15 protein-coding genes are annotated in these 13,918 nt (G+C 70.2%); 9 read left to right on the forward strand and 6 right to left on the reverse strand.

All coding sequences use genetic code 11. The annotated features are described in order from the left end of the window. The coding region (locus tag GT354_RS25645; protein WP_346012173.1) for a protein kinase at nt 1–152 on the reverse strand (152 nt) is incomplete at its 3' end. A 103-nt stretch (nt 153–255) separates the two neighbouring features. Here GT354_RS25645 and GT354_RS25650 point away from each other — a divergent pair. Then, entirely contained in the window at nt 256–525 is a 270-nt protein-coding gene (locus tag GT354_RS25650; RefSeq protein WP_161358740.1) for a hypothetical protein, read from the forward strand. A 46-nt stretch (nt 526–571) separates the two neighbouring features. After that, on the forward strand, nt 572–2,590 hold the full coding sequence (locus GT354_RS25655) for a phospholipase C, phosphocholine-specific (protein WP_161358741.1): 2,019 nt from the start codon (nt 572–574) through the stop codon (nt 2,588–2,590). Between the two features lie 69 nt (nt 2,591–2,659). Here GT354_RS25655 and GT354_RS25660 read toward each other — a convergent pair whose 3' ends face one another. Next, complete coding sequence (locus GT354_RS25660; RefSeq protein ID WP_161358742.1) at nt 2,660–3,487, reverse strand: oxidoreductase; 828 nt, start codon at nt 3,485–3,487, stop codon at nt 2,660–2,662. A 273-nt stretch (nt 3,488–3,760) separates the two neighbouring features. On the opposite strand from GT354_RS25660, the gene GT354_RS25665 reads away from it, so the two are divergent. Both GT354_RS25665 and GT354_RS25670 read left to right on the forward strand, forming a co-directional pair. After that, nucleotides 3,761–5,116 (forward strand): MFS transporter, encoded by a 1,356-nt coding sequence (locus tag GT354_RS25665; protein WP_161358743.1) that lies wholly within the window; start codon nt 3,761–3,763, stop codon nt 5,114–5,116. Between the two features lie 294 nt (nt 5,117–5,410). Continuing rightward, on the forward strand, nt 5,411–5,923 hold the full coding sequence (locus tag GT354_RS25670) for a methylated-DNA--[protein]-cysteine S-methyltransferase (protein ID WP_161358744.1): 513 nt from the start codon (nt 5,411–5,413) through the stop codon (nt 5,921–5,923). A gap of 296 nt (nt 5,924–6,219) precedes the next feature. Here GT354_RS25670 and GT354_RS25680 read toward each other — a convergent pair whose 3' ends face one another. Then, nucleotides 6,220–6,699: a DUF5997 family protein gene (locus GT354_RS25680; RefSeq protein ID WP_237535447.1), complete on the reverse strand. Its 480-nt coding sequence runs from the start codon at nt 6,697–6,699 to the stop codon at nt 6,220–6,222. 58 nt (nt 6,700–6,757) lie between these two features. Here GT354_RS25680 and GT354_RS25685 point away from each other — a divergent pair, with 58 nt between their 5' ends. Together GT354_RS25685 and GT354_RS25690 are read left to right on the forward strand one after the other, a co-directional pair. Then, nucleotides 6,758–7,519, forward strand: a complete 762-nt coding sequence (locus GT354_RS25685; RefSeq protein WP_161358745.1) for a substrate-binding domain-containing protein — start codon at nt 6,758–6,760, stop codon at nt 7,517–7,519. 443 nt (nt 7,520–7,962) lie between these two features. Continuing rightward, a complete protein-coding gene (locus tag GT354_RS25690) occupies nt 7,963–8,499 on the forward strand; it encodes a hypothetical protein (RefSeq protein ID WP_161358746.1) in 537 nt (178 codons plus the stop codon). 276 nt (nt 8,500–8,775) lie between these two features. Here GT354_RS25690 and GT354_RS25695 read toward each other — a convergent pair whose 3' ends face one another. Further along, complete coding sequence (locus GT354_RS25695; RefSeq protein WP_161358747.1) at nt 8,776–9,414, reverse strand: TetR/AcrR family transcriptional regulator C-terminal domain-containing protein; 639 nt, start codon at nt 9,412–9,414, stop codon at nt 8,776–8,778. A gap of 347 nt (nt 9,415–9,761) precedes the next feature. On the opposite strand from GT354_RS25695, the gene GT354_RS25700 reads away from it, so the two are divergent. The 3 genes from GT354_RS25700 to GT354_RS25710 all read left to right on the forward strand — a co-directional run bounded on the left by GT354_RS25700 (nt 9,762) and on the right by GT354_RS25710 (nt 12,183). Then, nucleotides 9,762–10,559 (forward strand): siderophore-interacting protein, encoded by a 798-nt coding sequence (locus GT354_RS25700; RefSeq protein WP_161358748.1) that lies wholly within the window; start codon nt 9,762–9,764, stop codon nt 10,557–10,559. Nucleotides 10,560–10,626: 67 nt separating this feature from the next. After that, a complete protein-coding gene (locus tag GT354_RS25705; protein WP_161358749.1) occupies nt 10,627–11,256 on the forward strand; it encodes an MSMEG_1061 family FMN-dependent PPOX-type flavoprotein in 630 nt (209 codons plus the stop codon). A 15-nt stretch (nt 11,257–11,271) separates the two neighbouring features. Beyond that, nucleotides 11,272–12,183, forward strand: coding sequence for a PDR/VanB family oxidoreductase (locus tag GT354_RS25710; protein ID WP_161358750.1), 912 nt, complete (start codon nt 11,272–11,274; stop codon nt 12,181–12,183). A gap of 64 nt (nt 12,184–12,247) precedes the next feature. On the opposite strand, the gene GT354_RS25715 is transcribed toward GT354_RS25710, so the two are convergent. Together GT354_RS25715 and GT354_RS25720 are read right to left on the reverse strand one after the other, a co-directional pair. Continuing rightward, complete coding sequence (locus GT354_RS25715; RefSeq protein ID WP_346012170.1) at nt 12,248–12,823, reverse strand: GNAT family N-acetyltransferase; 576 nt, start codon at nt 12,821–12,823, stop codon at nt 12,248–12,250. A 71-nt stretch (nt 12,824–12,894) separates the two neighbouring features. Continuing rightward, the gene (locus GT354_RS25720) at nt 12,895–13,857 is read right to left on the reverse strand and encodes a helix-turn-helix domain-containing protein (RefSeq protein ID WP_161358751.1); all 963 of its coding nucleotides are present in this window, start codon (nt 13,855–13,857) and stop codon (nt 12,895–12,897) included. Nucleotides 13,858–13,918 lie beyond the last annotated feature (61 nt).

Raw genomic sequence — 13,918 nt, forward strand, 5'->3', positions numbered from 1 at the left:
GCGGGCTTGATGTCGCGGTGGATGATGCCGTTGCGGTGGCTGTATTCCAGGGCCTGGAGCACGCCTGCGGTCATTTCGAGCGCCCGCTCGGGCAGCAGTCGACGGCCCGAGTGCAGCAACTCGCGCAACGTCGAGCCGTCCACGTACTCCATCACGATGTACGGGATCGACAGGCCGTCGATGTAGTCCTCGCACCTGGACTGGACCAAGGGCACCGCGCCGGCCCACGGGGGAGTGGGCCCGGTCCGCTGGCCGGTGACCAGGCTCCTGGCAGCCGCCGACCTGGTCGACGTGTACCGCCACGAACACCGCAACCCCGAGCGCGACCCCGCCGGCACCTGGCCCGTCGTGGACCCCGCCCGCCCCCAGGACCGCGTCGACGCCCTGCACATCCTCGGTCCGCTCGACGTCGAGGAGGTCCACCACCTGGTCCTCGGCTGGCCCAAGCCCGTCCCGGACACCGCCGCCAACCGCTGGCCCTCCGACCACGCCGCCGTCGTCGCGACCTTCTCCGTACCGGCCTGACGCGCCCTCCGTTCGACCCGCCCCCTCGCCCTTCGAAAGGCCAACCATGACCTCGCTCGACCGCCGCACGTTCGTGGGCGCCGCCGCAGCCGCGACCGCGGCGACCGCCGCAGGCCTCCCGACCGGACAGGCCCACGCCGCCGAACCCGCCGAGCCCGGAGCCCCGGTCGCCGCCACCGGTCGCCCCGCCGGCCCCGGCAGCATCAAGGACGTCCGCCACGTGGTGATCCTGATGCAGGAGAACCGCAGCTTCGACCACTACTTCGGCGCGCTCGCCGGCGTTCGCGGCTTCGGCGACCGCCAAGCCCTCGTCATGCCCAACGGCGACGACGTCTTTCGCCAGCCCGACCCCGGCCGCGCCGACGGCGGCTACCTCCTGCCGTACCGGATGGACTCGACCAAGTACAACGCGCAGAACGCCGGCGGCCTGCCGCACGACTGGGCCACCGGGCACACCGCCGTCAACAACGGCGCGCAGAACCGGTGGATCGCGGCCAAGGGCGAGCGGGCCATGGGCTACTTCAACCGCGAGGACATCCCGTACCAGTACGCGCTCGCCGACGCGTTCACCGTGTGCGACTCCTACTTCACCTCGCTCAACGGACCCACCGACCCCAACCGGCTCTACCTGTGGTCCGGCACCGCCGGCCCCGGACGCGACGGCACGACCGGCCCGTGGACCGACAACACCCCGGTGACCGACAACCCCGTCGCCGACTGGACCACCTACGCCGAGCGCCTCCACAACGCGGGCGTGAGCTGGCGCGTCTACCACAACCCGAGCAAGGACGAGCGCTACGGCGACTACGACGACAACGGCCTGTCGTACTTTCGCCAGTTCCACGCGTTCGCCAAGGACGACCCGCGCTACGTCAACGCGATGACCAAGTGGGACCTGAGCGCGTTCGACGCGCACTGCAAGGACGGCACCCTGCCGACCGTCTCGTGGCTGGTCGCGCCCTACCTGTTCTGCGAGCATCCCGACGCCGGACCCAACTACGGCGCGCACTGGGTCGACACCGCGATGCGGTCGATGTTCGCCAACCCCGAGGTGTGGAAGCACACCGTGTTCCTGCTCATGTACGACGAGAACGACGGCTACTTCGACCACGTGATCCCGCCGCAGCCCGAGCCCGGCACCCCCGAGGAGTTCGTCGGGGGCCGACCGATCGGCCTCGGCACGCGCGTACCGCTGTGGATCGCCTCACCGTGGTCGCGCGGCGGCTACGTCAACTCGCAGGTCGCCGACCACACGTCGGTACTGCGCTTCCTGGAGGTGGTCACCGGCGTCCGCGAACCCAACATCTCCGCATGGCGCCGATCGGTGTGCGGCGACCTCACGTCGTGCTTCGACTTCACCCGGCCCGACTACTCGATCCCCACGCTGCCCGACACCAACGCGCTGATCGCCAAGGCCGACGCCGCCAAGGCCCTGCCGGGCGTCAGGCTGCCCGACGTCGGCAAGCAGGAGATCCCCGTCCAGGAACCCGGCTTTCGCCCGCACCGCCCGCTGCCCTACCGCCCGTGGGCCGAGGCCACGGTGAACCGCGACAGCGGCAAGGTCGTGTGCACACTGACCAACAACGGCTCCGTCACCTACCACTTCACCGTCTTCCCCAACATCGCCATGCCGTTCGCGGGCACCCCGTTCACGGTGCCGGCCGGCAGGACGGCGACCTACACATGGGACGCGTCGACCACCGACGGCCTCTACGACTTCAGCGTCCACGGCGCCGACGGCTTCGTCCGCCGCTTCGCCGGCAGCGTGGTGCGCGCGGGGCAGCGCGACATACCCGTGCCGTCGGTCGGCGCCGAGCTGCGCGGTCGCAAACCCGCCGAGACCAAGCTCGACCTGCGCCTGAGCAACGACGGCGACACGCCCGTACGGTTCACCATCACGCCCAACGACTTCGGCGGCAGCCCGCGCACCCAGTGGCTCCAGGCACACGACCGCGACCGCGCCGAGTGGCCCGCCGACGCGCACGGCCGCTACGACGTCACGATCACCGCCGCGGACGGCTACACGCGCCGCTACGCCGGGACCGTACACCCGCAAACCCGCTGACCGATCCACCGTCCGGCGCTCCGCTCACCATCTGCTCGGGGATGGAGCGCCGGCCGGTTCCGCTCGCGCTCAGGCGTCGAAGGCGGTGTCGCGGGCGACCTTCTCCCACGTGGCGATCTCGGCGCGGACGGCGTCGAGATGGCCCACCACCGCGTCGACCGCGTCGTCGCCCAGCGGCAGGCGCAGCGGAGTGACCTCGGCATCCAGCGCGGCCACGATCGCGGCGGCGGCCTTGGCCGGGTCGCCGGGCTGTAGGCCGTCGCCCGCCGCGACCATCCGCCGGGTCGCGCCCACCGTGTCGGCGTAGGCGTCGATCTCCGTGCTCGCGCTCGCGCCGCCGAACAGAGCGGTACGGAACGCGCCGGGCTCGACCACGAGCACCTTGATACCGAAGGCCGCGCCCTCGTCGGCGAGCGCTTCGGAGAAGCCCTCCAAGGCGAACTTGGTCGCGCTGTACGCCGAGAAGCCCGCGAACGACATCTGCCCGCCCATGCTGCTGAACTGCACGATCGCGCCGGAGCGGCGGGCACGCATGTGTGGCAGCACGGCGCGCGTCAGCGCGGCCGGCCCGAACACGTGCACCTCGAACAGGGAACGCAACTCGGCGTCGGTGGTCTCCTCGACGGCGCCCACGTGGGTTCGGCCCGCGGCGTTGACCAGGACGTCGACGCGCCCGTGGGCGGCGATCACCGCGTCGACCGCGGCCGTGATCCCGGCGGTGTCGGTGACATCCAACCGCACCGCCTCGACGCGTCCCGGATGCGCGGCCACCACGTCGGCCAACGTCTCGGTCCGGCGGGCGGTCGCCACCACGGTGTCGCCGGCGGCGACGGCCGCCTCCGTCAGCGCCCGCCCGAAGCCGCTGTTCGCACCGGTGATCAGCCAGATCCTGCGCATGGAAGCCCCCTCGTCGTCGTCCCCGTCGGTGCGGCGGGGCCGTGGCCACCAGGCTGCCGGGAACAGAGCGTGACGGTCCAAGACCTGGGCCGATAACCGTTGGCTATCACACCGCCCCATATCCAAACGGATATACAGCGCCTGTGAATCGGCATTTGTAGTCATGTCCGATGGGGACCAGGATCCACCCTTAACGCGTAGTGAACACCGGCCGTCGTAGTGGCTCCCCGCCGCGAACGCCGCGACCACCCGAGCGAAGTGACAGGTCACCGCATGAGCAATTCACCCCGGGACGACAGCGAAAAGAGCAAGGACGGCGGTGAAAACGCCGCGGGCAGGACAGCCATCGCGACGCTGGCCGGCACCACGCTCGAATGGTACGACTTCTTCCTGTACGGCACCGCGGCCGCGCTTATCTTCGACAAGCAGTTCTTTCCGTCGCTCAGCCCGGCGGCGGGAACACTGGCGTCGTTCGCGACCCTGGCCGTCGGATTCGTCGCCCGACCGCTCGGCGGACTGGTCTTCGGGCATTTCGGCGACCGCATCGGACGAAAAGCGACCCTGGTGGTCTCGCTCGTCATGATGGGGGTGGGGTCGACTCTCATCGGCGCCATTCCCAATTACGACGCGATCGGTTTCTGGGCTCCGGTACTGCTCGTCCTGCTGCGCATCATCCAGGGCATCGGCCTCGGCGGCGAGGGCGCGGGCGCGACGCTGATGTCGATGGAGCACGCCCCGGCGGGCAAGCGCAACCTGTACGCGGGGTTCCCCCAGATGGGCACTCCGGCAGGCCTGATCCTCGCCAACATGATCTTCCTCGCCACCAGCAAGCTCATGGGTGACCACGCCTTCACGTCATGGGGTTGGCGCATCCCGTTCCTGCTGAGTTTCGTGCTCGTCGCGGTGGGTCTCGTGATTCGGCTCCGCGTCACCGAATCCCCTTCCTTCGACAAGGCGCGCACACAGGACAACGTCGTCAAGTTTCCGTTGGCGGAATCGCTCAAGGTCGGATTCCCCCGCCTGGGCCTGACCCTTCTCGCGGTGGTCGCGAATTCCGCGGTCGCCTACGTATTCATGGTTTTCACGCTGTCGTACGGCACCAAGCACCTCGGCTACGACAAGCAATTCCTGATTTTGAGCGTGACCGGCGCCGCCGTCCTGTGGTTCGCGTCCATTCCGCTGTGGACCCGGTTCGCCGATCGGTACGGCAGGCGCACGATGTTCATCGGCGGCTCCGCCGCGATCCTCGCGTGGTGCTTCGCCTTCTTCCCGCTGCTCAACACGGGCAATTCCGCCCTCGCGATCGTGGCCCTGGGGGGCATGGGACTGATCATTCCGGTGACGCACTGTGTACAGGGTGCCATCATCGCGGACACGTTCCCGGTCCACGTCCGCTACTCGGGCTCGTCCCTGATCCTCCAGCTCGGCGCGGTCCTCGGCGGCGGCCTGGCCCCCACGATCTCCACCGCGCTCCTGAACTCGGGCGGCAGCTCGACCGGCGTGACGTGGTACCTGGCCGGCATGTGCACCCTCAGCCTGATCGGCGCCGTCGCCCTCTTCCGCCTGGTCCCCGAAACCAGCCCGGAACCGGCCACGCCCGCGGCCCCCGTCAAGGCCCGTATCGCCTAGCTCACGCCGCCTGGCTCACGCCGCCTTCTCCGTCTCCTACCGACCCGGTCCTACCGACCCGGTCACGCCGGGCCCGATGCACCATCGGGCCCGGCGTCTCTGTGCCACGACTTCCCCGGTAACCGGCAACCGGTAACCTCGCCCCGAGGAGCACCGGAAGGGCAGCGCCCGACCCGCGCGAACCCGACGCCGCGAGGCGCGCATCGGTCGCGGGATCGACCTCACGTTCCTCCGCGTCCATGCGTCTGCCTCGTGAAGACGCAACGACCAAGCGTCAGAGGAGAGTTCGTCACCATGAAGACACGCCACGCGATCGTCGACACCGCGCTCGGCGAGCTGACGGTGGTGGCCTCGGGAGAGGCCGTGGTGGGCCTGTACTTCCCGCAGCACTGGTACATGCCCGCCGAGGAGGCCTTGGGCCCGAGGGTCGAGATCCGCGACGACGCCCTGCTCGCCGCGACGGCCGCCCAGTTGGTCGAGTACCTCGCCGGTGACCGCACTTCGTTCGACGTGCCGACGGCCACCGACGGCGATCCGTTCCAGGAGCGTGTGTGGGCCATGCTCCGGGAAATCCCGTTCGGCGAGACCACGACTTACGGCACGCTCGCCGAGCGACTGGGCAACAAGGCGTTGGCCCAGTCGGTGGGGCAGGCGGTCGGGCACAACCCGATCTCCATCATCGTGGCCTGCCACCGCGTGGTGGGCAGCGACGGGAGGCTCACCGGTTTCGCCGGCGGGCTGGAGCGCAAGCGGCGGCTGCTGGAACTCGAGGAATCCGAGGCCGCGAAGACGGCCAGACTGTTCTGAGTCGCGGACACGGGCGACGGCCCGGACCCGCCGGTGAGGATCGCGCACCGCGAGGCCGTCCGCGCCGGTCGCGCCGTCGGCACGGCGTGCGCGACCACCCGCTACCGGTCGTGCCGCCGTGCCATCGCGTACTCCGCACCGGCGGCCCCTTGGGCGGTTACCCGGGCGGCCTTTCGGTCGAGGCCACACTCCCGGCCCCGGAATCGACGGCCCGACCGGCGGCGCGGTCGTCCCCGAACGAGAAGCGGCGCCCCCGCGGGGGCGAAGGAGTCTCGGGCACGTCAGGAGCGGGCACGTCAGGAGCGGGGACGTGTCCCGCCGGGCCGCTTGGTGCCCTTGCCCTTGGCCTTGTTCTTCGCGGCCTTCGTGGTCGTCGTCTCCTTGGCCGTCGTGCCGTTCTCCTTCTCCTTGTTCTTCTCCTTGATCCGGACGGTCTCCTTGCGGACCTCGACCTGCGTGGCCCGCTCTCGCCGGAGCCAGTCGGGGTGTTCCGCCTTGAGCGCGTCGATCTGTTCGGTCGTGAGCGGATCGGTGATCCCGCCGCGGGCGAGGCCCGCGATGGAGATGCCGAGCTTGGCCGCGACGACCGGGCGCGGATGCGGACCGACACGCCGCAGCTCCAGCAGCCATGCGGGCGGGTCGGTCTGGAGCGCAGCGAGTTCGTCGCGGGAGACGACACCCTCTTGGAACTCGGCGGGGGTGGCCTCGAGGAACACACCCAGCTTCTTCGCCGCGGTCGCGGGCTTCATCGTCTGGATGGACTTGTGCGACGTCATGAGGCAAGAGTATCGAGCGCGGACGCCGCCTTCGATCACCGGCCGGTAACCTGACCCGGTGACAGGCACGCAACCATCCCCCACGTTCCGGCTCGCCTACGTTCCCGGGGTGACACCCGCGAAATGGGTCCGCATCTGGGAAGAGCGCCTGCCCGATGTCCCCCTCACCCTGGTCGCCACCCCCGCCGCCGAAGCGCCCGTCGTGCTGCGCGGCGGCGGCGCCGATGCGGCCCTGCTCCGGTTGCCGGTCGACGGGGCGGACCTCAGCGCGATCCCTCTGTACGCCGAGACCACCGTCGTCGTGCTTCCCAAGGAACACGACCTGACCGCCCTCGAAGAGGTGTCCGTCGAAGACCTGAGCGACACGCTCGTCCTGCACCCGCTCGACGACACGCTCGACTGGGAACGTCCGCCCGGACTGCCCGCGAAGCAGCGGCCCGCGACCACCGGCGACGCGATCGAACTCGTCGCGGCCGGCGTCGGGCTCCTGGTCCTGCCGCAGTCGCTCGCGCGCCTGCACCACCGCAAGGACCTCACCTACCGGCCGATGCCGGAGGCCCTCCAGTCACGAGTCGCGCTGTCGTGGCCCCAGGACGCCACCACCGACCTGGTGGAGGAGTTCATCGGCATCGTCCGCGGCCGAACGGTCAACAGCTCCCGAGGGCGTGCGCCCACCCCGCCGCAACCCAAGAAGGACAAGCGCCCCGACACCTCCGGCGCCCGGCGCAAGCCCACCGCCGGCACGTCGGGTCGACCCGCGCGAAACACCTCGGGCGCCCCCAAGCGCGCCAAGGGCGGCAAGCCCCGCCGCCGGCCGTAGCGCGGCCGGCGGCCCGGACCGAAACGACGGCGACCGGTCGAAATGTGAGCGGTCGAAACGTGACAGGTCGACACGTGACGCCTGTCGGTGAATGCGAACAACCGTCACCCGGGCAGCGACGGATGGGCTCTCGCGTTCTACTCTTCCTGGATGAGCGATGCTGCGCTTTCGGCGCGTGAGACGCAGACCGAAGAGTCGATAAGGACGGTCGTCGTGGGCAACGCGCGTATCCTCGCGCGCCGCGACGACCTCCCCGGTGATGCGATCGGTGGGGCCTCCGTTCGCGGACGATCCCGGGACCGACGCCGGTTGGCCGGTCGACTCCCGTTCGATCCACAGGACTTCGACCCACAGGACTTCGACCCACCTCGCCGGGAGCAGGTGGGCCGGTCCGTCCCGGCCCGCACATCCACCGCCGCCCACCTTTGCCTCGGGACGTCGTCATGAACGCGGAGCGCGAGCCGACCCCACCCGCAGCCCGCCCCGGCGACGAGCACCGACGCGATGCGGCACCCGTCGACGCCGAGCCCCGTGCCGAATCGCCGCCGAGCGAGATCGGGCGCCGCGGTGCCGGCGCGGCGGTGCCGGCCTTGTCCTCGGAAGTCGTCGAGGCAGCCCTGTACCGGGCCGCCGCAGAAGACCTCGCCGCACAGGCGACCGCGTACATCCTCACCGAGGAAGGCTCGTTCGTACGTCGGGCCGAGTTGTACGCGATGTGTCTGGACTGGTCCGACGACGGTCGTCTCGCGTGGGTGCGTTGGCGCACGCTGCGCGAACTGGTCACCGGGCCGAACTCGGCGTATCCGCACGGGCCACTGCGCACGGTGCTCCTGCTGTGCTGTTCGCTGCACGACGACGGCCCCGCGCCGCTGTCACAACTCGCGTCGCTCGACTCGACCACCGCACGCGTCGTCGCGCGCGGCATCCACATCGCGACGGGCGCGCTGCCCCTGGAACAGGCGTTGGGCCACGCCCCGTAGGACCCGAGGGGCGTGGGTCGGCGACCGGAGCGATTCCGAACCCGACCCCGAACCCGCCCGCCCGCAGTCGCGGATCGCCGGGAGCGGGAGCCGCGCGGACGCCCGCCCCCGGCGATGCGCCCGCCGGCCGTCGGCCCTCGGGCGACATGCCACGCCACTCGGTGCGGCGAATTCGACCGGGCCGAGTCGCATCGGCTAGAACGACCCGCCTCCGGTCGCCTCCGGCGGGGCGGCGGTGGCGCCGGGCACGGCCCGCCGCCGATCACGACGCGTTCCTCAGTTCACCGACCGCGGCGGTGCGTCGAGGAGTTCGCGGCGTACACCGTCGATGAACAGCCGCACGCCGTAGTCGAAGCGCTCGGCCGGATCGGCGTCGAACGCCTCCGTCAGGGCGGTGCGCGCGTAGCGGGAGTCCGGTCGCCCCGACAACGCGTCCTTCCGGGCCTGCCAGACACCCGCCGCGGACAACTGGGCCTGTGCCTGTTCCTCGATGGTGTGGCCCAACACGTAGTGGCCGAGGGCGAAGGCGACCCAGCCGGCCCGGGCGGCCGGGAACTCGGCGGCCTGAAGAATCTCGAAGATCGCGTCTTCGATCAACCGCGTGTTGGGGCCGGTCACGTACGTACCGGCCACCACCCGGGCGCCGTCGCGATGGGACAACAGCGCGGCCCGCATCCGTCCGGCCAGGAAGCTCAGTTGCTCGTCCCAGGGCCGGGCCGGCAAGGGCGCGGCGACCGCTTCCAGCAGTCGGTCGGCCATCGCGTCGAGGAGCGCTTCCTTGCTCGGGAAGTGCCGGTACAGCGCCGGTCCCCGGACGTTGAGCGCCAGGCCGAGCTTACGGGTGGTCAGCCCGTCGAGTCCCTCGGAGTCCAAAAGCGCGATCGCTCCGTCCACCACGTCCGCCCGTCGCAACAAGCTCCGCACACTCCTCTTGTCGGTGGTCGCCCAGCTCGGCGTTCGCCCGGTTCGGTGTCGGCCCGGTTCGGTGTTGGCCCAGTTCGGTGTCGGCCCGGTTCGGGGTTCGCTCAGCTTAGCGTTGCTGTTATCGCTGTTCACTGTTAGCGTCGTTCACGGTTACCAGCGCTAACATCGGCGAACCCGCTCAGCGGGATCGGCGACGTCGCAGGCCGATTCGGCCGCGCCTGAACGCGTCGCGGCCGAATTCGCCCGCCGACGCCACCGCGCGAGAAGCGGGGTGGGGGAGGGCGACCGGGGCCTGCCGACACACACGCCACCCGACGCCGACGAAGGGAACAGGTGAGATGACCAAGCGACAGGTGTCGCCGACGCGACGACTGCTGCGGGCAGAGGTGTTGCGCCGTGAACAGCGCTCGGAGCACGTCGCAACGGTCACCGTCGGGGGACCGGACCTCGCCGACTTCGACGGCATGGGCGCCGACCAGTGGGTACGGCTGTTCTTCCGCCGGGAAGGCCAGGCCCGGCTGCGGATGCCCACCTGGTCGGGCACCGGAGCCCTGCTGCAACTGCTGACCATGGACACTCAGACGAGGCCGTGGGTACGCAGCTATTCCGTACGCTCCTTTCGCGCCGCAGATCTCGAACTCGACATCGAAGTCGCGGTGCACGGCGGGCAATCACCCGGATCGCGCTTCGGCCTGAACGCTCGACCGGGCGACGAGGTGGCGATCCTCGACGAAGGAATCACCTACCTCCCGCCGGCCGGAGCACGCACCCTCCTCGTCGCCGACGACAGCGCCGTTCCCGCCGTGCTGAGCATCCTCGAATCCGCCCCACCCGACCTGGAAGGCGTCGCGCTGCTGGAGGTCGCCGACGCGGCCGACGTACGCGAGATCCAGGCGCCCCCGGGAGTGGACGTCCGCTGGATCCATGGGCGGACCGCCCACGAGACCCCGGGACGACTGGCGCTGCGCGCCCTGACGGACACCGACATCCCGCCGCCGCCCCTGTACGCCTGGATCGCGGGCGAAAGCGGGCTGGTCAAAGGCGCGCGGCGGTTGCTCGTCCGGGAACGCGACGTCCCGAAGACGGCAATCACCTTCCTCGGCTACTGGAAGGAAGGACGCTCCGCGGTGAGTTGAACCGCCGAGTCCTCTCGTGGTCGAACCGCCGAGTCTCCTCGTGGAGTCTCCTCGTGAAGGGATGGTCATGGACCCCACCGAACTCCGCTACCGACGCCTGACACCCGAAAAGGTGCGCGCGTTGATCGGCAACCCCGCTCCCATGGCGAAAGCCAAGAAACTGGACCGGATCGATGCGTACTTCCACCGCTTCATCGCCCACTCGCCGTTCGTATCCCTTGCGACCGCCGATGCCACCGGACTTCCGGACAGCTCTCCTCGCGGGGACTATCCGGGATTCGTGAAAGTCCTCGACGAGCGCACGCTGGCAATGCCGGACCGCCCCGGCAACAAACTCGCGGATTCCTTCGACAACCTGGCCGAGAACGACGGCGTCGGGCTGCTGTTCCTGGTGCCCGGAGTTCGTGAGGTCCTGCGCGTCAACGGGCGCGCCTATCCCAGCGACGAACCCGATGTACTCGCTCGCATGCACGTCGAGGGCAAAGCGCCGCCGATGGCCCTGATCATCAAGGTGGTCGAAGCCTATTTCCACTGCGGCAGGGCGCTGATCCGCTCCCGGCTGTGGGATCCCGATTCCCAGGCGCTCGCCGACGAGATCCCCTCCGTCGGGGAAGCCGCGGTCGCGCAACTCGGGCTCGACCTGGACGCCGCCGTCATCGACCGCGCCGCGCAGGACTCCTACCGCACGCTGTACTGAGAAGGGTCGCAATTCATGCAGGAAGCGTTGGTCGAGCGGATCGAGTCGATCGCTCCCCGTATTGCCGTGGTCACCCTGCATCGGACCGAAAAGCCGCTGCTCCCGTGGGAGCCCGGGGCCCACATCGATGTCTCCCTGCCCAATTGGCTCACGAGACAGTACTCACTGTGCGGATCTTCGACCGACCGCGATCGCTACCGGATCGCGGTGCGTCACGATCGACTCAGCCGCGGCGGCTCGGAGTACGTCAATCTGTTCCTTCGAGCCGGGCACCGCGTGCGGATCTCCGAACCCCGGAACAATTTTCCTCTGGTCGGGGCGCGCCGATATCTCTTCATCGCCGGCGGCATCGGCATCACCGCGATCCTGCCGATGATGCGAGCAGTTGCCGACCGCCCCACGGCACAGGCAGATCTCGTCTACATCGGGCGCACGGAAGACGCGATGCCTTTCGTCGCCGAAATCCGGGAGACCTTCGCCGATCGCGCTCGAATCATCGCCACCGAACGGGACGGCCGACCGGATCTCGCCGATCTCGCCCGCCGACTCCCGGAGGACACCTCGATCTACTGCTGTGGGCCGGCGGGCATGCTCGACGCCTGTGGCGCGAGCTTTCCGGCAGACCGGCTGCACCTCGAACGCTTTCGCCGAGCGGACAAGACCTTCGCTCCCGACTCCCCGTTCGAGGTGCTCTGCGCCCGCTCCGGAGTACAGGTCACGGTCGAACCCGGCGAGACGATGCTCGACGCCCTCGACCGCGCCGGCCGGCCGGTGGCGTCCGGATGCCGCGAAGGGCTGTGCGCGAGCTGCGACCTCGTCGTTCTCGAAGGAACCCCCGAACACCGCGACGACATCGGCGCACCCGCGGGTCACATGTACCCCTGCGTGTCGCGCTCCTTGTCGGCTCGACTCGTCGTCGACCTTTGATCCCGCCTCGGCCTGCGCACGAGGCACGGAGCTTGCGCCGTCGGGCCCCCCACCAACCGGCTGATCAGTCCCCGTCGACGCGAGTGGCGTCGACGGGCGGCGCGGGGCGGTCCAGCCGCCACACCACGTCGATCCCGCTGCCGGACGGGGCCGTGGGCGGTGTCGCCCGTTCGCGCCGGACTTCGGTGAAGCCCAACCGGCGCGGTACGGCGGCGCTGGAGGTGTTGGCGAGGTCGTGCGTGATTTCGAGGTACTCCACCTCCGGGAGGCGGAACATCTCGGCGACCAAGGCCGCTGTCGCTCGCGTGGCGATGCCTCGGCCGGTGGCGGCAGGGTGGAGCCAATACCCCATGCGTCGCCCCCGAGGCTCGGCCCCGCGAGAGGTCTGGCACATGCCGACGAGAGTGCCGTCCTCGGCGATGGCGTAGTTGTACACGTCGCCGTTCGCCCACCTCGACTCGAACTTGGCCAGGAGCTCTCGGGTGTTCGCCTCGCTGTGCAGGGCAACCCACGGCTCCCACGGGCGCAGGTGAGTCAAAGACTCCTCGATCAACCTGAATGCCGGGGCGAAATCCTCCTGTCCCCGCCAGCGCCGCAGGACGAAGTCTCCGCACTCGATGATGTGCTTCGGTCGGGCCATGCCGGTCATGATCGTCCGCGAAACGGCTCCCTGCAACGGGATACCGGACCCGCGACGAGCGCGTGCCGACTTCAGGGCGTCCCGTGGTGTGCGGTGGTGCGGAATGCCCGCCGGTACGCGCCCGGCGTCGTGCCCACCACATCGAGGAAACGGCGGCGCATGTTGGTCGCCGAGGACAGGCCCGACTCGTGTGCCACGGTGTCCAACGGTGCGTCGGAGGACTCCAGCAGTACCCGGGCCGCGTCGACGCGCCTGGTGAGCAGCCACCGGCCGGGAGTCACCCCGAGCTGCTCGGCAAAGCGGCGGGCGAGGGTTCGGGGCGAGACTCCCGCGCGCGCGGCCAGGTCGGTGACGCCCACGGGTTCGGCGAGTCGGCCGAGGGCCCACTCCAGGACGGGGGCGAGCGAGCCGTCGAGCCGTGCGGGCGGTGGCGGGGTCGCGTACTGCAATTGGCCACCCTCTCGATGCGGTGGCATGACCATGTTCCGCGCGACGGTCGCGGCGTACGCGGCCCCGTGGTCTTCGCGAACCACGTGGAGGCACAGGTCGATCCCGGCGGCCGCGCCGGCGCTGGTGGCCACGTCGCCGTGGTCGATGTACAGCACATCGGGGTCGACCCCTATCGCCGGGAACAGCGAGGCGAGTTCGCCCGCGTGGGCCCAGTGGGAGGTTGCCCGGCGACCGTCCAACAGCCCCGTGTACGCGAGCGGGAAGGCACCGGAACAGATGGCGAGGATCCGCGCCCCCCGTGCGTGCGCGGCGCGCAGGGCCTCGACCGTCGCCGGCGAGGGGGGTCGCCGCGGATCGGACCGGCCGGGGAGCACGACGGTGTCGGCCCGCGCCAGGGCGTCGAGACCCGCGTCCACGAGCATGTCGTACCCCGCGCCCGTGGAGACCGGACCCGGGACGGCCGTGCACACGGAGAACGCGTAACGGGTGGGTAGTTCCCGGCGCTTCTTCCCGAACACCTCGGCAGCGCAGGCGAGTTCGAATGTCGATTGCGGAGGGTGTACGAGGGCGACCACACGGTGCATGGCAGAAAAGTACCGGAGAACGTCGATTCGGACACTGGGCGGAGGGACCCGAGCCGGACAA

Origin of the sequence: Streptomyces sp. SID3343, assembly GCF_009865215.1 — a bacterium.
Taxonomy (GTDB): domain Bacteria; phylum Actinomycetota; class Actinomycetes; order Streptomycetales; family Streptomycetaceae; genus Embleya.